General features: G+C 36.2%; 19 protein-coding genes and 10 tRNA genes. 2 read left to right on the top strand and 27 right to left on the bottom strand.

Going from position 1 to position 18,425, the window contains the following annotated elements:
* Positions 1–81: 81 nt before the first annotated feature.
* The 24 genes from CLU97_RS21360 to CLU97_RS21250 form a co-directional block, all read right to left on the bottom strand.
* Entirely contained in the window at positions 82–1,098 is a 1,017-nt protein-coding gene (locus CLU97_RS21360) for an RNA ligase, Rnl2 family (RefSeq protein ID WP_121489892.1), read from the bottom strand.
* Complete coding sequence (locus tag CLU97_RS21355) at positions 1,079–1,474, bottom strand: cyclic-phosphate processing receiver domain-containing protein (protein ID WP_121489891.1); 396 nt, start codon at positions 1,472–1,474, stop codon at positions 1,079–1,081. The genes CLU97_RS21360 and CLU97_RS21355 overlap by 20 nt, the downstream gene beginning before the upstream one ends.
* Before the next feature lie 58 nt (positions 1,475–1,532).
* Positions 1,533–2,018: a ribonuclease H-like YkuK family protein gene (locus CLU97_RS21350; protein ID WP_121489890.1), complete on the bottom strand. Its 486-nt coding sequence runs from the start codon at positions 2,016–2,018 to the stop codon at positions 1,533–1,535.
* Positions 2,019–2,118: 100 nt separating this feature from the next.
* Positions 2,119–2,189: transfer RNA gene (locus CLU97_RS21345), tRNA-Trp, on the bottom strand.
* Between the two features lie 81 nt (positions 2,190–2,270).
* A tRNA-Leu gene (locus CLU97_RS21340) sits at positions 2,271–2,343 on the bottom strand.
* 99 nt (positions 2,344–2,442) lie between these two features.
* The gene (locus tag CLU97_RS23860; protein WP_183084655.1) at positions 2,443–2,583 is read right to left on the bottom strand and encodes a hypothetical protein; all 141 of its coding nucleotides are present in this window, start codon (positions 2,581–2,583) and stop codon (positions 2,443–2,445) included.
* A 94-nt stretch (positions 2,584–2,677) separates the two neighbouring features.
* A tRNA-Glu gene (locus tag CLU97_RS21330) sits at positions 2,678–2,749 on the bottom strand.
* Positions 2,750–2,826: 77 nt separating this feature from the next.
* Positions 2,827–2,913: transfer RNA gene (locus CLU97_RS21325), tRNA-Tyr, on the bottom strand.
* 494 nt (positions 2,914–3,407) lie between these two features.
* Positions 3,408–3,481, bottom strand: a tRNA-Ile gene (locus tag CLU97_RS21320).
* A gap of 2 nt (positions 3,482–3,483) precedes the next feature.
* A tRNA-Glu gene (locus CLU97_RS21315) sits at positions 3,484–3,558 on the bottom strand.
* Positions 3,559–3,564: 6 nt separating this feature from the next.
* A tRNA-Pro gene (locus CLU97_RS23855) sits at positions 3,565–3,636 on the bottom strand.
* A gap of 70 nt (positions 3,637–3,706) precedes the next feature.
* Positions 3,707–3,780, bottom strand: a tRNA-Arg gene (locus tag CLU97_RS21310).
* Positions 3,781–3,788: 8 nt separating this feature from the next.
* Positions 3,789–3,862 (bottom strand) — tRNA-Lys (locus tag CLU97_RS21305).
* 8 nt (positions 3,863–3,870) lie between these two features.
* Positions 3,871–3,938 (bottom strand) — tRNA-His (locus CLU97_RS21300).
* A gap of 63 nt (positions 3,939–4,001) precedes the next feature.
* Positions 4,002–4,127 (bottom strand): hypothetical protein, encoded by a 126-nt coding sequence (locus CLU97_RS24255; protein ID WP_262690861.1) that lies wholly within the window; start codon positions 4,125–4,127, stop codon positions 4,002–4,004.
* Positions 4,128–4,514: 387 nt separating this feature from the next.
* Positions 4,515–4,643, bottom strand: a complete 129-nt coding sequence (locus CLU97_RS21290; protein ID WP_068939893.1) for a penicillin-binding protein — start codon at positions 4,641–4,643, stop codon at positions 4,515–4,517.
* Positions 4,644–5,071: 428 nt separating this feature from the next.
* Positions 5,072–6,094 carry a hypothetical protein gene (locus CLU97_RS21285; protein WP_121489959.1) on the bottom strand — a complete coding sequence of 341 codons (1,023 nt, stop codon included), beginning with the start codon at positions 6,092–6,094 and terminating at the stop codon, positions 5,072–5,074.
* Positions 6,087–7,778, bottom strand: coding sequence for an APC family permease (locus CLU97_RS21280; RefSeq protein WP_121489887.1), 1,692 nt, complete (start codon positions 7,776–7,778; stop codon positions 6,087–6,089). The genes CLU97_RS21285 and CLU97_RS21280 overlap by 8 nt, the downstream gene beginning before the upstream one ends.
* Positions 7,768–10,146 carry a hypothetical protein gene (locus CLU97_RS21275; RefSeq protein WP_121489886.1) on the bottom strand — a complete coding sequence of 793 codons (2,379 nt, stop codon included), beginning with the start codon at positions 10,144–10,146 and terminating at the stop codon, positions 7,768–7,770. The genes CLU97_RS21280 and CLU97_RS21275 overlap by 11 nt, the downstream gene beginning before the upstream one ends.
* Positions 10,137–10,880 carry a hypothetical protein gene (locus CLU97_RS21270; RefSeq protein ID WP_121489885.1) on the bottom strand — a complete coding sequence of 248 codons (744 nt, stop codon included), beginning with the start codon at positions 10,878–10,880 and terminating at the stop codon, positions 10,137–10,139. Before CLU97_RS21270 ends, CLU97_RS21275 begins: the two co-directional genes overlap by 10 nt.
* Positions 10,853–11,986: an AAA family ATPase gene (locus tag CLU97_RS21265; protein WP_121489884.1), complete on the bottom strand. Its 1,134-nt coding sequence runs from the start codon at positions 11,984–11,986 to the stop codon at positions 10,853–10,855. Before CLU97_RS21265 ends, CLU97_RS21270 begins: the two co-directional genes overlap by 28 nt.
* A 12-nt stretch (positions 11,987–11,998) precedes the next feature.
* Positions 11,999–12,580 carry a DUF4919 domain-containing protein gene (locus CLU97_RS21260; RefSeq protein ID WP_121489883.1) on the bottom strand — a complete coding sequence of 194 codons (582 nt, stop codon included), beginning with the start codon at positions 12,578–12,580 and terminating at the stop codon, positions 11,999–12,001.
* Entirely contained in the window at positions 12,567–13,223 is a 657-nt protein-coding gene (locus tag CLU97_RS21255) for a hypothetical protein (RefSeq protein ID WP_183084654.1), read from the bottom strand. The genes CLU97_RS21260 and CLU97_RS21255 overlap by 14 nt, the downstream gene beginning before the upstream one ends.
* A gap of 235 nt (positions 13,224–13,458) precedes the next feature.
* Positions 13,459–13,851, bottom strand: coding sequence for a VOC family protein (locus CLU97_RS21250; protein WP_121489882.1), 393 nt, complete (start codon positions 13,849–13,851; stop codon positions 13,459–13,461).
* 262 nt (positions 13,852–14,113) lie between these two features.
* On the opposite strand from CLU97_RS21250, the gene deoD reads away from it, so the two are divergent.
* Positions 14,114–14,824, top strand: a complete 711-nt coding sequence (gene deoD, locus CLU97_RS21245) for a purine-nucleoside phosphorylase (protein ID WP_121489881.1) — start codon at positions 14,114–14,116, stop codon at positions 14,822–14,824.
* Positions 14,825–14,876: 52 nt separating this feature from the next.
* Here the strand turns inward: deoD and CLU97_RS21240 are convergent, their stop codons facing one another.
* From CLU97_RS21240 to CLU97_RS21230, 3 genes are all read right to left on the bottom strand, one after another.
* Positions 14,877–15,662 carry a TatD family hydrolase gene (locus tag CLU97_RS21240; RefSeq protein ID WP_121489880.1) on the bottom strand — a complete coding sequence of 262 codons (786 nt, stop codon included), beginning with the start codon at positions 15,660–15,662 and terminating at the stop codon, positions 14,877–14,879.
* A gap of 223 nt (positions 15,663–15,885) precedes the next feature.
* On the bottom strand, positions 15,886–16,536 hold the full coding sequence (locus tag CLU97_RS21235) for a hypothetical protein (protein ID WP_121489879.1): 651 nt from the start codon (positions 16,534–16,536) through the stop codon (positions 15,886–15,888).
* Positions 16,537–16,539: 3 nt separating this feature from the next.
* The gene (locus tag CLU97_RS21230; protein ID WP_183084653.1) at positions 16,540–17,253 is read right to left on the bottom strand and encodes a DUF434 domain-containing protein; all 714 of its coding nucleotides are present in this window, start codon (positions 17,251–17,253) and stop codon (positions 16,540–16,542) included.
* A gap of 268 nt (positions 17,254–17,521) precedes the next feature.
* On the opposite strand from CLU97_RS21230, the gene CLU97_RS24130 reads away from it, so the two are divergent.
* Positions 17,522–18,361 (top strand): DUF4822 domain-containing protein, encoded by an 840-nt coding sequence (locus CLU97_RS24130; RefSeq protein WP_228437892.1) that lies wholly within the window; start codon positions 17,522–17,524, stop codon positions 18,359–18,361.
* Positions 18,362–18,425: the final 64 nt, after the last annotated feature.

Genomic DNA, 18,425 nt, shown 5'->3' with positions numbered 1-18,425 from the left:
AATAAAATGAAGTGTTTTCGTTCTTCTGACTTTTATGGTTACTTATTATACATAAAAAGTTTCGGTAAAAATTTACCGAAACTATACTTTAAGAGTCATCAACTCTTCTTTTATAAAATCAATTACTAAAGAATTCAACTTTTTGTTGATCCTTTTCTGCTCTTCTTTTTCAATAGCTGTGAAAGCTGCCGGGAAGTCTTTCTGGAAATCTTCTAAAATATCCTGTGAAAAAAGACCAATCACCTTACCTATCATTTTAGGTTCGAATTCGCCAATTTTGCTTACCACATTATTCAATCTGTTGACTGTAGCATATCTTTGGATTTCTTCCCAGATTTCCTGAGCTTTTTCACTGAAGTGAACCTGTTTCTGAACAGTTTTAGCTTCTTTTTTAACCATTTTGGACTTTTCAACCCATTTTTCATTCTTATTTTTTAGAATAATTCTGGCTCCGTTTCCAAAGTATTTGGTTTTCATAGTTTTTACGATGGTACCTTCACATATATTATCTTCCAATTCAGGTAATCCAAGCCAAGCCGGAATTTTTGAATTGAAAACATTGGGGTATCTCAAAGCTTCTTCAAGAGTTCCCTGGAACAAGATTTTAGCATAGAAAAATCCTGTCTTCTCAAAAATATGATTCACAACTTCAGTATCCAAATAGGTAATTCCATTCAGTTTGATATCGAAAGCGTAAAATTCGTTGTGCGGTGCATATTCTATTCCTTTCTGAACCTTCACAGCATCTTTTACAGCTTCCACTTCTTTATGTTTGTAACCGCCACCGAACAATTCACCGTAGATGACTACAGTTTCTACATCCGGGTAGATGGTTTTTACGATTTGAAACACTTCTAATACATTTTTTCTGTAGCGTTCCAAAATCTGATGTGCATTGAAAAATTTTTCATCTTTATCGATGAAAGCAGTTCTCTTAGCGATTTTAATTTCCTTTCCGTCGGTAAAGAAAGAGAAATTAGCCCCGTGAACTTTTTCCTGTACAATGAAAACCTCATCCCCAAAACCCTGAATCCTGATCTGTTCGATCACGCGGGCCTGGTAAGCATTTTCTATAGCGTTATATGTTTTGAAAATCATTTTGTTTTAGTTTTTTAAAATTTTTTAAAAGGGAAAGAATATTTTCCTTTCCTACCGGATTCATAGAGTGGCTATAGAATTTCGGAAGATCCAGATAGTTGTCCATGCAATATTCTATCAGCCACTTGGCACAGTCATATCCTGTTTTTTCAATAAATTCCTGACAATTCTGATCTAAATAATGCTCGTCTGCAAGATCATGGTCAAAAGAGATCATTTCCGGAAGTCCTTTTTCCAAAATCCTGTTGACAAATTGCTCGTAATTCCGAACAATATGCCAGTCGTTTCTGAGAAAAATATCCTGTTTGGTATAATGATAAGCCTCAATAGGATATCTTATATCATCCAGAAATAATAATCTTTTTGTTTTTTCCATGATTTAATTTTTATAATTTTCTAAGCTTCTATCTTCTTACACCCATCTTCCAGCTTTATTACACCATCATATCAGCACAGTTGGAACTTGCGAAAGCGTAAGGTTTTGCTTTAAACACATATCCCATTCCCAGAATATATCCCATTGCATCTTTTAATGCTACGTTGGATTTAAAATCCGGGTCGGTATTAATGTCTGCGTGTACCTCCATTTCTACACCATAAGTATCCAACACAGAGCAAATCGCGTATGCAATTTCAACAGATTTGTTGACTTCATTCAGCATTCGCTCCTTGATACTGATACTCTGTATTTCTCTTTCTTTTCTAATAAAGGTAAACGCTCCTTTTCCCTCACGAATAAATACTACTGCCGTAGCATAACTGATGGCATCTCCGTATACATGGGAGTCTGATCCCACACATACTTTAAGACGGTGTCCATTAGCCTGTTCGCGGAGGATGGCTTCTTCTACCAGCTGTGTGATAGAGTGTTGGAAAATTTTTCCATTCATATTCTGCCATTTTTGTTGTTGCGTTTCCATTTTTTCTACATATTTTAAATTGATAAATGATTGTTGATAATTGATAAATGATCACTAGTTGTCATAATTTCTAACTTCTAGTTTCTAATTTCTTTTTTTGCACTCCGAACCGGACTCAAACCAATACCATCAGTTTTGGAGACTGAGATGCTGCCATTACACTATCAGAGTAATTCATGAGTAATAAGTAATTGGTAATGAGTAATATTTTTTTTATTACTTATTGCTCATTATTTATTGCTTATAATCTAGTACGGGAAGAGGGATTCGAACCCCCAAAAGCTTGATCCTAAATCAAGAGTGTCTACCATTCCACCATTCCCGCAGGTTTTTTATGAGTAATTGGTAATAAGTAATATGAAAATCTATGGTTATTACTCATGTTAGGTTTGAGAAAGCTCTGTCTGTTTATAAACTATGCCTGTTAGTGTTTGTAAAGATCTTCTACGCTTGACAAACCTTTCTCATTTCCTAATGTATTTTGTTTTAAAAAAGTAAAAGGCTGTCTGTTTTTATTGACTAAAGATCTTCTGCTCTTGACAGTCCTTTTTTCTCTTTTCTTCATTTTTTGTGTGAATGGTAACTGGCCAATTTTTAAAAAAATCTGAACTTTCATGGTATTAATATCAATTCAAGATTGACCAGCTATTCACATCCAGTACTCTATAAGGGAATCGAACCCTTATCTTCTGCTCGAAAGGCAGGCGTCCTCACCGTTAGACGAATAGAGCATTAAGCCACTGACCAGGAATCGAACCTAAACAACAAGAGTACATTTCCTGCATGCTGCCATTACATTATCAGTGGTTGGTGGAAGTAGTAGGATTCGAACCTACTCAGCAATGAAGCAACAGATTTACAGTCTGCCCCGACTCTCCAACTTCGGCGTACTTCCCTATTTCATGAGCAATTAGTAATGATTAATAAGTAATTTCTCATTTTTTCCTTTCAAAAAAAAGAAAAGGTCTGTCTTTATATTGAATGTTTAAATAAAGATCTTCTGCGCTCGACAGCCTTTTTCTTTTATTAATAAAGGATATTCTTTGCTATAGATGATAAAAGATTCTTATATCTCCTATAGTTTTTACATTGAGATGGTTATGGGATTCAAACCCACTCAGTTTATACAGCGGTTTTGCAGACCGCCCCGACTCTTCCACTTCGGCGAACCATCAGATTAAAAAATAAAGTCTGTCTCAATTTATTTGAAGAACTTCTGCGCTTGACAAACTTTATTTTTACCTAAAAATTTATAAATGATCACAATTAATTTCTAATGAATCCGGAGAGAAGAAAAGCCTGTCTGTATTTCTCGTGTTTGGCGTAAAGATCTTCTGCGCTCGACAAACTTTTACTTTTTCTCCTGAAACAATTAACAATTAGTTACTGTAATTCCGGAAGGACTCGAACCTTCAACCTTCTGTGTATCAGACCGATACTCTAACCACTTGAGCTACGAAATCATTGGTATTCCATAAGGGGATCGAACCCTTGTCGTTCGGTAGAAAGCCGAATGCACTCACCACTATGCTAATGGAACAAATTGTCTGGAAAGCAAGATTCGAACTTGCGACCTCCCGCGTCCAAGACGGGTAAACAACCACCGTTATCTTTCCAGCTTTGGGGTTCACTTCTATTTCTTTTCCGGGAGACAGCCGGATGGGAAATTTTCCATGAACCTTTTTTTGTGATTCCGAGAGGACTCGAACCTCTAACTTTGGGTTTAGAAAACCCATACTCTATCCAGTTGAGCTACGGAACCGTTTTTTGTAATCCCAGAAAGATTTGAACTTTCAACCCCCGGTTTAAAAGACCGGTGCTCTAACCAATTGAGCTATGAGATTTTATATTTTGGGTATCTCCGGGGATCGAACCCTGTTCTCCGGTTCCACAGACCGGCGCTTTACCAAATAAGCTAAAGAAACCATAAAAAAAGCGCCTCTTTTCGGGAGGCGCTTTCATATATTTAAACGTAAGAGATCATTAGCTGATCCACGTATATAAGCACCTTTTATCCACAATTCCACCTTCAAGAATACACGCAACACCTGTCGGTTCCTGTCCGAATAGTCTTGAATATTGATTGAATATGTTGTGTAACTGTTTCATTTTATTTTTGTTTGTTTCTAAATTATTTTTAATTGAATCCTGAAAACCTGTTGCTTTCAATTTTCGGTTGCAAAGTAAATATGATTTTTTTTAACCTGCAAATAAATTTTCAAATTAAAACATTGATAATCAATTAATTATAATTTAAATTTAGAATAGAGAATTTCTGTCCGCAATATTTTGCAGATATCTTAATTACCTAAATGACTGTCTCTCACCGGGTTGCTTATCACTCTATTTTATCGTATTAAAGTTTCATTGTTGATTAAAAAATTTTCATGTTTATGGTTATTTTTTTTCATTCTAAATAATTTCTGACCTAAAAAACAAAAAACGCCTCGGTTTTCCGAGGCGTTTCTGTTGTATTTTGATTAATTTTTTACAAGTTTATAGTAAATAATTTCCAAAGTCAGCACATTTCGCCTCATTCCATATCACCTCATCATACCCTAATAATCCTTTATTAGAAGGACTTTCGAATAGTTCCGCATTGATATGTGCTCTTTGTATTGTCATAATTTTCTGGTGCAAAGATAAATCTTTTTTGATATTATTTTATTATTTCCACAAGGAAGGATAATAAAAAGGGCGATTCTGATACTTATAGATAATGCTTTTTTTAACGCAAAGTTTTAATTTCAGGAGTTTCTTATTTTTAGGGAGCTAAGGGGAATCAATTAACATTGATTGATGAAGCTGAAAATATATTTTTTTAACTGGCTGAAAATCTTCGATTTTCTTGCGTCTTAAAAATTATATATAAAATTTATAAAATCTTTGCGACTTTGCGTTTTCCAACAAAACAGAATTACTCTGTTATCTTAAACGCAAAGTTTTATTTCAGGAGTTTCTTATTTTTAGGGAGCTAAGGAGAATCAATTAAAAATTGATTTGATGAAGCAGAAGTTATTTTTTAATTTTTAAATTCTTCAATCTTTAAATATTTAATTCCTGAACATTTTATTTCTTCCTGTTTTGAATCTTGAGATATCTTTCAGAATTACGTCATCATGGGGATTAAAGAATTTCAGTTCATTTACAATTTCGGAACGGGTATTTACTTTTTCGGCGATGATTTCGTAGGCTATATTTCTGGTGGCTGCCTGTAATTTCAGATCTTTTTTGAATTCATGTTTCATGGCTTCCAGATAGATAATCTTTTTATAGGCCGGAGTCTTTTCATATAAATTCAGAATTTCAGATTCTAATTTTTTAATGTCGAAAATATTTGCAAAATAATTATTCAAACAGTTGAAAGCATCTTTATCTTCTTCCCATCCCTTCAACAGCACTTTCTGAGCATCTTCTGTTTTTTCCATCTTTTTACGATAAATCAGGGAAGCTTTCACCATCTGGCTGTTAGTCATATAATCTTCTGCTACCATCTGGTAATAGTGATGGGCATTTTTAAGATCGTTGATTTCTTTATAGAGATCTCCTACTTTTTCTTTCTGCTCCATTTCTTTGTAGAGATCAATGGCTTTTTTGAACTGTTTTGCTTTTTCGTAGCAGGCGGCGGCATCGGATTTATTATTCAGTTTTTTAAGATATACTACTGCCGCTTCATTATAAAAGCCTCCGTTTTCCAGTGTTTTTGCTCCTCTGTAGTTGTCCTGCAAAAGATTCATATAAACTCTGGCTGCTTTTTTATAATCTTTTTCGGCAATATATTTTTCAGCAAGTTCTTCGTATTTGCTTCTGATCCTGTCAAAAAGAGAATTTTCCAGATAGAAACTGCTGCTTCCGCTGCCTTTTCTTCCTGAAGAATTTCTGTTATTTTGTTCTTTATCTTTTAAAGAGGTGATCACCAAAAGGATAATAAAGGCTACGATCAGGAAAATAATCAATGTTCCGATCACACTCCAGAAACTTTCGTGGAATAGCTGGGCTACAATCCCGATAACCTTGAACATTGCCAGCAACACAAAAGCTGCTATAAATTTGTCTATAAATTTCTGTCTATTCATCATCATCGGAGTTTAAAATGGTTTTATCTTCTCTAAACAGACGATAAAGAAGCAGCATCACACAAATAACAAGCACCCATACAAACCAGTTGTACCCAAACATTTTGACCAGCGGATAAAATAAGTATACAAGCATGGCTACAAGGATGGCAATTAAAATCAACTTTACCCATACCGGAACATTGTCTCCGCCAAGGTTTAATGATTTATTTTTAAACAGGAATAAGTACAATCCTACTCCGGCAATCATCAGGATCACCATGTACATAATGTCTGAAACCGGAGCCTTTTTCTCTAATGGGCTTCCTTCCGGAGCTATCGCTTTTATTTTTGCTTTATCAATAGATGCAGAAGAAGGATCCACAATATCCAGCGTCCCGTAAAGTTTTCCCAAGGAATCTGCCATTAAAGCTTTTCTTTTTTTCAGAAGATATTTTACGACATCTCCATTCACAGGTTTTCCTTGAGTGTATTGTTTCAGAGAATCTGAAATTTTACGCTGTAGCTTTTCGGTTTTTTCTTCTATGTGTTTTGTAATTTTTTTGGTGTAGATCGTTTTGAGAGAGTCTCTGCTTCGTTTTTCTTTATTCACAAGCTTTTCGATATCACTTCCTATTTCGCTTACCTCTCTTCCACCGCTTTTTTTATAATTCTCTTTGTCTTTGTCTGTTTTGGATTCTATGATTCCTGCGTGAATAAGTTCTTTGGATAATCCTTTTCTCTGCTGGTGATACATTGAATCTATTTTCAGATCAATTTCTGAAGTTCCGGACTGGAAAGCAATCATATCCGAAGGTGCCTTTACTTTATTACTTTCAATTTTTCCTGAAGAACCTATTTCTTCCTGCTCAGAATTATTTTTTGAAGGTAATGCAATCCTCAGCACAATAGCTGCAATAATAAGCGCCCAGAATACTCTGCGGAAATTCTTTGTTCCTGCACTTTCTGTTTTACCTGCAGAGCCTCCACCAAACAATCCTTCCAGCCAGGTAAACTGACCAAATCCATCTCCTCTGGAAGTTCCCATAACATCCAAAGAAACGCCTAATTCTACGGCTCGTTCAGGGTATTTTTCAATGTATTTTAAATATTTTTCTATTTCTTTTTTATTCCCGGCCATTACTTTTTTAAGGTCAAAAGGCAGGTTGTTCATCCATTCTTCTTCGGTTTGTTTTGGCTGTAATGCTTCCATTACTTTTTCGTCATCCATTTCCACTGTATAGCTTTCTATTTTTTGTGGAATTGAAACTCCGTTCAGTGGTCTTCTGATATTTTCTTTTATAGTTTCAGGCTGTTGAATTAGTGAAATCCAGTCGATTTCCTCAGACAGTTTTACCAATCCGAATTCTGGATGCATGATCAGAAAACGGGAGTCAAGCTGTGCCCAGTCTTCAGGATTTATTTTAGGATAAAAGATCGTATTTTCAGGAATAAAAAGCCTGTCATCTACACTTTGAAAGTAAGCGTTTCTGCCTGTTTCCTGTGGAGCATGATCATTAAAAATAAGAAAACATCCATACAGCACATTAGGACTATTTGCCGGAATAGCATAAGATCTAACCTGACTTAAATTAATCCCAAGGGTCTCCATTTCCTGAAGCCAAACAACAGGTGAGGAACCTTTGATCAAAAGTCCTTTTTTGGGGTAGTTATTTTTCGGGAAAGGTTTTATTCTAAGCTCCATACTCCAAAATCTGTTCTATAAATGGTTTTAAAAACCGTTCGCACATATCATCCATTGTTCTTACTTTCAACAATGCATGTTCCGGAAGATAATATTCTGATCCGCCAAATTCCGTATAGGTAGCTAACGAGAGAAAACCGCCCAGTGTAGACGGGATAAAAAATTCTTCGATGCTCTTGTTACTGCTTCGGAAGGTCAGCATTCCCCGTGAATCTGTAATGATTTCACTGCCGTCAGGGAATGTAAATTTATTTTTATTCTGTTCTGCAAAAATTCGGATATCATATTTATTTTTGGAAAAATTCAGCGTATTTTCTGAGGCACTGTATAATTCATTTCCAGAAACAACGAGGTTTTCGTACTTGTTGATTCCTATTTTATTGAAATTATTGATCACTTTTAATCCGCTTCCTTTCAGCTTGGCAACTTCGGCCTCGGCTTTTATATTATTTTTTTCAAATTCTTTGTCTTTTCCGGTAATAGGCTCTACAGAGATATTCCCATCAATATTGATTTTGTAGTGGGTTTCACTATCCGGATGATGCAGATAAAAATTCCGCCCGAAATAAATCAGTCTGTAAGATTCCGGAATATGCATTCCTGTAAGATTCTGCTCAGAATATTCTCCGGTATTAAGATTAAGCTTTGAAATTAATTTCTGATCAGGCTGATACTGACACAGAATAAAATGCTGCTGTCTGTTTTTTGTAAGAGCAAATTGTCCTTTCGGTTTTATGGAAATTTTATCAAACAAAACTTCACAACCATGATGGGTTTTATAATAATCGTAGGAATGTCTGTCGTAATAATTATCAGAAAGATAAGTCTTCAGCAATTGTTTTTTTGAACTCAGAATGAAAAATTCTCCTTCATATAAAAACTTAGCGATCTTATTGACAGGTGTTGGAAATAAGATCGGATAGTTTTGTGGGAGATCTGTTTTCTTTCCATTGAAATTATGAGTAGATTGTTTTTGCTGCGGTGGGTTAGCCCACAACTCCTGCAACGGAAGTTTTATTTTCTGAATATGTTTCCTTGCTCCTTTGTGATGTTTATAAAAATTGATTTCTCCATCCGAAGACGTTGTCACCAAAAATTTCAATTGATCTCTGTTCTGATGTACAACCCGCTGAATTTTTTCATCCTCCATATTATCCTGATGGGTAATAAAGAACACTTCAATATCCTTTTCTGAATAGTGTTCATTAAAAAATTTCTCCAGCGCTTCCGAAACTTCAAGAATGGGACTAACCTGATTCAGGTTTTCAACCACCTCTTCCACTTTGTTGAGTGTAATGGGAATAGCTGCCTGTCCTAGTGCAACGACTTTACATTCGGAATGAGCTTTCGGATGTTTGATAACGGCAATTGCCGAGGCATAGGCTAATACTTTTGGAGTTCCCCAGTTTCTAAGGGAAGTATCAATCAGGATAATTCTTTCAAAAATATTTTCTTCAGGCGGAATTTCTCTTTGGATGTAAAGTGCCTCATTATTGGCTACACGATTCATGAAGACGTCATCTTCATTGGCAAATTCGGAAAGTAGCATTCTGTGAAAGTCACCTTTATTGGTCATATCAGAGATTCCTCCGATGGGTTGTTCACCGGGGGAAAGATGACGCATTGGAATTTTCAGTCCGCTCCAGATTCTTTTGATCAGGCTTCCTATGTGAAAAGTCTTTGGCTCTTCAATTAATTCTGTGATGAAGTCTTTATTGTTATCTGCCGTAGTTTCTTCTTCTACCACCTCATCTTCCAGTTCAGGTTCATGAATCAAGCCTTTCATGGCATCAATGATAGATTGCGCAGTAGGAAATTTTTCGTTCAGATTCAGAGCACTCAGATCTTTGTTTAAAGCGGATGAAGCGTCATCATGTTTTTCTGCGCTGACTGCAAGTTCCTGCGGTCTTTTATAGTAGAATCTTAAGAAACCATCAGAAAGACTGGGAGATAATCTGTTGTGTCCGTTTCCAAAAATGGTCTGAAGCAGCACAATTCTGTTCTGTCTTTGTTTGTAAACTTTGGGAAGTGATTTTATTTTTTCAAGGAATTCAATTTGTTTTTCCACACGGAATTCAAAATCTTCTCCACTATAAAATTCAGCTGTACGTCTCAACGGACGGGCAAAATCTGTGTAACCATCCTGCATGGCGTATAAAACCATAAGCAATGCCCCGAAAGGAGGCCATCCCACGGGCTGAAGCTGGTTCAGAATTTCCATTATATAAGGTCTGTAAGCAATTGCTCCCACCTCCGGTACGGAGAGAAGATTGTTATCATGATAACCGCAATCTCCGGGAACATCCTCATCTGTTTTCCATTCCCAAAAGTAATTTTCGTAGGACTGGAAATAGGCCTTTAATTCCATTGTCTTGATTTTTCGGTAAGACGGAATGAGCTGACGGACAATGGACGGAAATCTGTTTCTTTAATTAAAAGACAGTTTCCGTTTTCGTCCCATAACAGTAAGTCTTCCGGCTCTTTATTATATTTCTGCTGCAACAGCGTACTTACATTTTTAAATTCAAAATCCAGACCGGCAGGCAGTAGATGCCTGTCTTTGGTCCAATAGGTCTTTCCGGGAAAGCTTAGAAGCGGAACACCTATAAACAGTGCTTTATCTCCCAGTAAGGTCCATTTTATTTTTTCAAGTTTAAATTTGTGCAATACTACAATAGCTTCCTTAATATCATTTATATTGCTGAGTAAAGCGATTACCGGCTGTTCTTCATTACTTTCTTTTAATTTTATGTGAACCTGTTCGTGAATTCCAAAATAATTCTGGTTGGAAGGTGGAAGGCTCAGCTGCAATGCTTTGTCTATAGGAACCCAGAGCAGTGCTGTTCTCATTTTTTTACTCGGAACTAAAGCTTCTTTTCTAAATAAAAGCCCATCACGAAGTTCATATAAAATAAAATCCGGCAGTTGCTGTATTTCTGAGGCTATTGCCTGTTCTTCGGTAAAACCTTTCAGCCAGATCGTGTCGTCATCTACGGCAATCTGAATATTCTTCCAGTCTCTGATTGAGCCCAGAAAATCTTCATCAGCACGGGGAATTTCCGCCCAGAATTCTTTTAAACGCTTTGAAGAATCTTCTGCCATAAGCTTTCAATTTCTTGCTGGATATACTGCTTCTGATCCGGATTCCTGATCCAGTCACAACGGGTCTGCAGATACCTCAGTTTATCTTTTATTACGTTCTGTTCTTCAAAACTTAATGTTCCTCCATTCCATTTTTCCACAAGAATTTTTACGTCTTTCATAACTTCTTCCGGATTGGGAGTTTTGTTTTGCATCGCCTGCGGATGGGAATCGGGGTGATCATCTTTCTCAATTGTTCTGTTGATAATCCCTTCCAGAATTTCAATCTGTTCTTCTGTATCCCAGATATGTTTCAAAACCCAGAGATCGGAAAGCACAGCTTCTTTTCTTCCGCAGATCAGTGCGCTTGCAGCAATCAGGTTCTGAAGCTTCACCGCTCTACGGTCTGAAATGGCAATTCCTGTATTTCGAAGGCTCATAATGGTATTCAGGTAGACTTCATAAATGGGCCTAAGATCTATTGTTTTACAGAGATTCTGTAATTGTCTGATCTCATCAGCATGAATTTCCGGAATTTCGGTTTCTTCTTCGTTTTCCAGTTTTCTTCCGGCTAAAAGTACCTGTTGTAAGAGTTCCGGGTTAACGTAATCTACATTGATTCTTACCAAAAAACGGTCAAATAAAGCATTCAAAGCTTCATCTTCCGGAAGAACGTTACTTGCACCTACAAACATCAATGCTGGTAAGTGTTTTGTTTCTTTTCCTCTCTTAAAGATTTTTTCGTTGAGTGCTGTTAGGAGTGAATTCAAAATAGCAGAGTTCGCATTAAAGATCTCATCCAGGAAAACCATGGAAGCTTCCGGCATCATTCCTTCTGTATTGGTCAGAAGTTCGCCTTCTTTCAGTTTTCTGATATCAAAAGGTCCGAAAATTTCGTTCGGTTCTGTAAAACGGGTTAATAAATATTCAAAGTTTTTGCCGTCTTTCACTGTTTTTGCCAATGTTCTTACAATCGCAGATTTTGCAGTCCCCGGAGGTCCGTATAAAAAGGCATTTTCTCTTGCCAAAAGGCATATTCCCAACAGATCTACGACATCGTTTTTACCTACAAAAGTATCTTTTACGTAGTTAAGGACTGTATTAAGCTGATTTATATTCTGATTCATTGATTTTAAAAATTAAAATTTCCACCACTTTTTCTTTTGGTTTTTTTCTTCTTCTTTATTCTCTGCCTGTTCATTTCTTTTGCTGAATGAAAAAGCCAGTCTCTGATAAGGATCTTTGATATCGAAATACAAGTGTGTTCCGTCATCAAGGGTTAGTACATCCATAATCTTATCTTCATCCCTGACCAGCTTTTGCGAAACATCCTGTTTATCGAGATGATGTCTCACTAAGTCTCTTTCGTCAGAAATTCTTGTAATAATATAGGGAGAATCTTTGGTTCCGTCCCCTGTCTTTTCAAGACATTCAAAAATAATCTGTGCTATGGTCATTTCAATATTCCTTCCTTTTTCATCACCCAATTCTTTGTAAGCAAAATATTTATAGATATGTGCTCTGGGACTAAGCAGGATATTGACATTGTTATATCGTATAACTTCTTCAAATTTTCCTTCATTAAGTAAATCCTGTATACTTTCAAGATCTTCAGAATAAGGATCATATTCCGGATTACTGATCACCAGTTCACGGCATTTCAGGAATGTTTCTTTTGTAGGATCGGTTAAAAATTCAAATACTTTCTCATACATTTTCATTGTTTTCTTCGGTTATAGTTTTTAGTTCTTTCCAGAATGCATCTTTGTGCATTCCAAATTCGGCAGTTAGCAGTTTATTAATCAACGGAATTTCTGCCAGTTTATAATCTTTTTTTTCAACAATTCTTTCCAGATAGAGTTTCCGGTACGTATTGTCTTTCAACTCTTCCTTCCAGTTCACATTCTTCAGATCAAGATCATATCCAATTCCGGAATAGTGAAATTGCACCAGAATATTTTCCAGCATTGAAATTAACGGATCTTCAGGATCTACTGCATTTAAAGCAATCATTATCTGTGGTAAAAATCTCAGTGACAAATCTACAGACAAGATAGAAGAAATATCCCGAGTTCCTTTGAATCCGGGAATAAGGTTTTCAATATTTTTTTCAGTATTTACTCTGATCAGATAAAGCTGTGCGCTATAATAGAGAACTTTTGCAGCCCAAACAGCTGCATTTTTGTTGCAGGGTAATTGGTCTGACAAAAACTCAAGTCGTTCTTTTTCGAATTCTGTTTCAAAATAATCTCCTGCTTCCGCCTCTTCCTGAGGGGAAATTTGCTGTAAGCTTGAAAAAAGAGTAATGCATTCTTCCTTACGAAGCAAAAAGATCGTGTCTAAAAACGGTGACTTGGTTTCCATGATCTAACAAAAATAAAATTATTTCGTTGAGAATAAAATTTTTGTGGAGAAGATTCATGTTAAATATGGAATTATAGGCTTAGAAAATGAATATAATATGTATTAAAGATGTATTTTAGTCTGAATGTATTTTTTGATATATAAACCTCATAGGTTTCAAAAACCTATAAGGTTTGAAATTACATAATCATTACTATGCAAAGATTGCTTCGTCGCCGAAGCATCTCGCAATGACTCACTGCGAGACGATTTCAATGATATTGTTTTCGGGATCAAGGATTACGCTTTCATAATATCCGTCTCCAGTGGTACGCGGTTCTCCGGCCACTTTATATCCATCTTTCCTCAGTATTTCTGTAAGCTCATCTACTTTTTGTTTATTTTCTACAGAAAATGCAAGATGAATAATCCCGTACTGCTGGGATTCGTAAGAGTTTTCACTTTCTTTGATATCCGGTCTGGTCATGATCTCAAGCCGGCAGCCATTCTCAAAACTTAAAAAATAGGATTGAAAGTTTTTAACAGGATTATGGTATTTTTCATTGGAAACCGCTCCGAAGTATTTCTGATAAAATTCTTTGGATTTTTCAAGATCTTTCACCCAAATGGCAATATGTTCAATTTTCATTTTTAAAATTTTAAATATTTACTTCTACAAAAGTAGCCGGGCTGCTTTCACAATACCTGCTCCACATTATTCTTTTGTTGTTCTGTATTTACCAACTTATTTTTTTGATTCATACAAAATACTTTATCTAAAATTTCATTTAAAACATTTATTAATAATATTTTATACATTCTATTGATGAGAGATCGCTTCATTGTTTCTATTATCGCAATAACCGGAACAAACTAAAAGTTATTATCTTTGCTCCATTCAAAAAAACATTATGAGTATTCACATCAGTGCAAAAAAAGGAGAAATTGCTAAAGTAGTATTGCAGCCGGGGGATCCGCTTCGTGCACAGTATATTGCTGAAAATTATTTAGAAAATGCTAAACTGGTAAGCAAAACCAGAGGGATTTTTTATTATACAGGTCTTTATAAAGGAAAGGAAATCACTGTAGGAGCAAGTGGAATGGGTTTCCCAAGTATCGGAATCTATTCTTTTGAGTTGTTTACGGAATATGAAGTGGATACAATCATCAGAATCGGGACTTGTGGTGCTTACAATACGGATCTTAAACTTTTTGATATTTTAAATATTGATAAAGCAGCGAGTGAAAGTACTTATGCTAAATATGCATGGGGAATTGAAGACGAAATCCTTTCTCACCAGGGGAATATCTTTACTACCATTAATGAAACGGCTAAAGATTTATCTTTACATGCTAAGGCCATCAACATTCACAGCAGTGATATTTTCTACAGAAAAGATCCCAATACTCCGGAAATTGCTACAAAATACAACTGTCCAGCAGTGGAAATGGAAGCTTTTGGTTTATTTGCCAATGCTCAGCATTTAGGAAAAAATGCAGCAACTATTCTTACGGTAACGGATATTATCCCTACACACGAAAAAATCTCTGCTGATGAAAGAGAAACAGCTTTGAATCCAATGATGGAACTGGCTTTGGAATCGGCAATAAAGAGTTTGTAAGAAACATATTCATTATAAAAAAAGAGCTTTACTTTATCAGTAGAGCTCTTTTTTATAGTCTGAAAAAATTTCTGGCCGTTTCTGTAGTTTCGTCTGCCACTTCAGAGATGCTGATCTTCTTCAGATGCGCAATGGTTTGTGCTACATAAGGTAAAAAGGATGGTTCATTTCGCCTGTTCTGCGTTCTGGGCATATTTTTCGGAAGCATAAAAGGGGCGTCAGTTTCAATCATCATTCTGTCGAGAGGTACGTATTTTATAACGTCTTCGAGATGTTTAAATCTTTTTTCATCACTGATGGATCCTGTAAATCCTAAATAAAATCCTTTATCCAGATAAATTTTTGCTTCGTTCAATGTTCCAGTAAAACAATGTACTACGGCTTCAGGTAACTTTGAAAGAAAGTCATCTGTGATTTCATTAAACCTTTTAAATGCTGATCTTTCATGAAGAAAAAGGGGTTTATTCACTTCTATGGCAAGCTCCAGCTGTGCCTGATAACATTTTTCCTGAATAGGTCTTGGAGAAAAATCACGGTCAAAGTCAAGGCCGCACTCTCCTACTGAGATTACGTGATCCTGTTTCAATAGCTTCCTGAGTTCGCTGATGCTTTGTTTATTAAAAGATTTGGCATCATGGGGATGAATTCCAGCTGTTGAAAATAAAATTTCTGGATATTCTTCTGCAATTTCCGCTGATTCTTTGCTTCCTCTGATGCTGGTTCCTGTGAGAATCATATGTTCAACACCATGATCTAAGGCTCGGTTGATAATTTCTTCGTGTTCATTATAGAACTGTTTATTGGTCAGATTAATGCCAATATCAATGTAAGTGTTCATTTGTTTTTTACTTTTTAGTATATGTTATTTCTAAATATAAAATGGAAGCTGATAATATTCTGTTCTGATTGATTTATAGCTTCTATTTATCGCTGCAAAAGTAGAAGTTTGGTACGTAATGTTTTTACGTAGGAGAAAAAAGCTGAAAAGACAAATGGGTGAAATTGCGAAAGTTTTTATTTTCCCACGGATTTCACAAATGAGGCAGATGTTTGTGGATTACTTATTCATTGATGAATTTTTCCAGAAAACCAATCAGTTTTGTTCCTCCGTGGCTCCAACGGATTCCATGGCCTTCTTTTTCGCGCACTTCAAACACCAGTTCGTGTTTGTAATGGAAGAAAACATTCCACCAGGTCTTATTTTCAAGGATATTGTTGATTTTTGCCATTACTTTTTCCTGTTTCTGTTGGTTATTTCCTTTTATTTGTCCCCAGAAATCATCATCCATTCTTCCGATATGCTTTTCCCAGGCTCTCTGGGCAATGGTTATTTCATTATTAAATGGCTCTTGGCAGGCGTTAATCAACACACTTTTTAAAGGCGGAATGGCACTTTCATCACGTATGCTTGCTGAAGTCAATCTTTGTCCCAGAATATTCAGCCAGTGTTCAAACGGAATTGCTTCCAGAAGCTTTGCTTTTACCTCATCGGAATTGTTACTTTCAAGAATTGTAATAAATTGTTCAAAGCTTTCCTGTCTGTTGATCTTTATTTCTTCATTAAAATAAGGAAAATCCCAGTCTAAAGTTTCCTCCTTAAACCTATGAATGTTTTTGTCCAGATTTGCCAGATGTTCCTGTACGAGAATGGCTTTGTATTGATTTTTCCATGCTTCGGAAAACAGAGGAATATAGGGTTCAAACAAATTCATATTTTACATCATTTTGATCAGATTAACAGGAATATTTTCTTCTTTGATCAAATATCCGATCAAATTAAACCATTCTTTACAATGATCCAGAATCCAGGCATCAGAGGAAATGACAAGCTCTGAACTTTCTACCAGAAATTTATCCGGATTGTACTGCAGATCACCTTCCCAATTGAGCTGGTTCTGCTCGGCAAATTCCAGAATCATCTGTTTAATTCTTCCACTATTGGAAACGGGCTTATCAAAAATCCAAACAAGCTTCTGAATCTGATTTTTCTGATAAAAAGAAGCGACTAATTCTACTGCTCTTTGTGTTTGATTAACTCTTTTATAAGTTCCGTGAACGCCAGAAAGATCACGAATGCAGCTATCCAACCCTTCAAAAATATAAGCTTCAGAAAGCAGACTTTCCAAAAGGATTAAAACATTAAAACCGTCCAGATAAACTGTCTTTCCTTGCAAAGCTGAGGTTTCTACTTGTTTCAGCTGCCTGTTTTGAAGCTGTGCGGCAGATGCAGATGCTCCCCGAAATGCCTGTATCTGACGGGTTTTCAACCGGTACCTGTTCCCCACAAGATCAGAAGCCGCTTTTTCCGGGTACTCTCTGCTCAGGAGATAATACATATCTTCTACAGCCTGTTTCAGCTTACCGGTCTGTTTCTCTGAGCCGAACAGGGTATCATCGCCTGTATTTTTTCCGCGGTTTCTGTTATTCATACTCAAAAATAGAATTTTTGGTGAGTTTTTATGGCAGAAAATTGATTTTATTGGTGAAAGTCAGTAACCATAACCACCCCGTCAAAAAATTTTTTGCCATCCCTCTAGAGGATGGGAATTGGGTACCTTTGAGAGTGAATTCTGCCAGAAACATCATTTTTATCATTCTAATTTAGGATCTGTTATGTTTTTTACAACAAAAGAGATATTTTGTACAAGGTATTGATTTCTATTAAGGATAAGTTTGCAGGAACTTAAAAATACTTTTATGAATACCCTGAAAAAATTATGTTATCTGTCTGCGGCTGTACTATTATCAGCATCGTTCGTTTCATGTTCAAGTGATGATAATGAAATAATTATTGAGCAGCAGACTCCCTCGCAGGTATTGTCTTCTACTCCATGGGAAACTACCGGAGCTAAAGATAAGAATGGAAATAATGTAGCTCTTACAGATGCCAGCGTTGCCGGATATGTGGGTTTTGCTTATTTCAAAGCAGATGGTAAGTTTGCTATTTACAACCTTACGGATGTGCTGAGGTCTATGGGAACATGGTCTGTAGATGCACAGGGAAAGACCAGAACCATTGCTGCACTGAATCCAGATGGAACCACTATTTTCACCCGCGATGTTGAAATTCTTGTTTTGAACAGAAATGAATTCACATACAGGATCCGTCCTAACTCCAGTGATCCTTCCGTGTATTATGATATCATCCATATGAGAACTTCTCATGCTGAACCAACGAACGGGCAGCTTGCTCTTGCTTCTACTCCATGGGAAACAACGGGTGCGAAGGATAAAAGCGGAAATAATGTTGCCCTTACTGATGCCAGTGTAGCCGGATTTGTGGGATATTCTTACTTCAAAGCTAACGGAACTTTTAAAATTTTCGGTTTAAATGATGTATTGAGGTCTGAAGGAACGTGGTCTATTTCTCTGGATGGTAAAAAGAGAACATTGACGACACCTACTTTCACCCGTGTTGTGGATATTCTGGTTCTGAATGAAACTACATTTACTTACAGAATTACGCCTGATGCAACTAACCCTGCGGTATATTACGATATTATTCATACTAAGGTTAGCCATAAGGAACCTTTGTAGTGATTATTTTTTTGATAAGAAGGAAGAAACCTGCTCAGTTGATGGGCAGGTTTTTTATATTTTA

This window comes from Chryseobacterium sp. 7 (assembly GCF_003663845.1).
Classification (GTDB): Bacteria; Bacteroidota; Bacteroidia; order Flavobacteriales; family Weeksellaceae; genus Chryseobacterium.
This window is presented reverse-complemented; position numbering and strand designations above follow the sequence as displayed.

What these genes read in the sequence shown, in the direction of transcription:
- CLU97_RS21360 (WP_121489892.1), bottom strand. Translation starts at nt 1,098, where the DNA reads ATGATTTTCAAAACATATAACGCTATAGAAAATGCTTACCAGGCCCGC.
- CLU97_RS21355 (WP_121489891.1), bottom strand. Translation starts at nt 1,474, where the DNA reads ATGGAAAAAACAAAAAGATTATTATTTCTGGATGATATAAGATATCCT.
- CLU97_RS21350 (WP_121489890.1), bottom strand. Translation starts at nt 2,018, where the DNA reads ATGGAAACGCAACAACAAAAATGGCAGAATATGAATGGAAAAATTTTC.
- CLU97_RS23860 (WP_183084655.1), bottom strand. Translation starts at nt 2,583, where the DNA reads ATGAAGAAAAGAGAAAAAAGGACTGTCAAGAGCAGAAGATCTTTAGTC.
- CLU97_RS24255 (WP_262690861.1), bottom strand. Translation starts at nt 4,127, where the DNA reads ATGAAACAGTTACACAACATATTCAATCAATATTCAAGACTATTCGGA.
- CLU97_RS21290 (WP_068939893.1), bottom strand. Translation starts at nt 4,643, where the DNA reads ATGACAATACAAAGAGCACATATCAATGCGGAACTATTCGAAAGTCCT.
- CLU97_RS21285 (WP_121489959.1), bottom strand. Translation starts at nt 6,094, where the DNA reads ATGAATAGACAGAAATTTATAGACAAATTTATAGCAGCTTTTGTGTTG.
- CLU97_RS21280 (WP_121489887.1), bottom strand. Translation starts at nt 7,778, where the DNA reads ATGGAGCTTAGAATAAAACCTTTCCCGAAAAATAACTACCCCAAAAAA.
- CLU97_RS21275 (WP_121489886.1), bottom strand. Translation starts at nt 10,146, where the DNA reads ATGGAATTAAAGGCCTATTTCCAGTCCTACGAAAATTACTTTTGGGAA.
- CLU97_RS21270 (WP_121489885.1), bottom strand. Translation starts at nt 10,880, where the DNA reads ATGGCAGAAGATTCTTCAAAGCGTTTAAAAGAATTCTGGGCGGAAATT.
- CLU97_RS21265 (WP_121489884.1), bottom strand. Translation starts at nt 11,986, where the DNA reads ATGAATCAGAATATAAATCAGCTTAATACAGTCCTTAACTACGTAAAA.
- CLU97_RS21260 (WP_121489883.1), bottom strand. Translation starts at nt 12,580, where the DNA reads ATGAAAATGTATGAGAAAGTATTTGAATTTTTAACCGATCCTACAAAA.
- CLU97_RS21255 (WP_183084654.1), bottom strand. Translation starts at nt 13,223, where the DNA reads ATGGAAACCAAGTCACCGTTTTTAGACACGATCTTTTTGCTTCGTAAG.
- CLU97_RS21250 (WP_121489882.1), bottom strand. Translation starts at nt 13,851, where the DNA reads ATGAAAATTGAACATATTGCCATTTGGGTGAAAGATCTTGAAAAATCC.
- deoD (WP_121489881.1), top strand. Translation starts at nt 14,114, where the DNA reads ATGAGTATTCACATCAGTGCAAAAAAAGGAGAAATTGCTAAAGTAGTA.
- CLU97_RS21240 (WP_121489880.1), bottom strand. Translation starts at nt 15,662, where the DNA reads ATGAACACTTACATTGATATTGGCATTAATCTGACCAATAAACAGTTC.
- CLU97_RS21235 (WP_121489879.1), bottom strand. Translation starts at nt 16,536, where the DNA reads ATGAATTTGTTTGAACCCTATATTCCTCTGTTTTCCGAAGCATGGAAA.
- CLU97_RS21230 (WP_183084653.1), bottom strand. Translation starts at nt 17,253, where the DNA reads ATGAATAACAGAAACCGCGGAAAAAATACAGGCGATGATACCCTGTTC.
- CLU97_RS24130 (WP_228437892.1), top strand. Translation starts at nt 17,522, where the DNA reads ATGAATACCCTGAAAAAATTATGTTATCTGTCTGCGGCTGTACTATTA.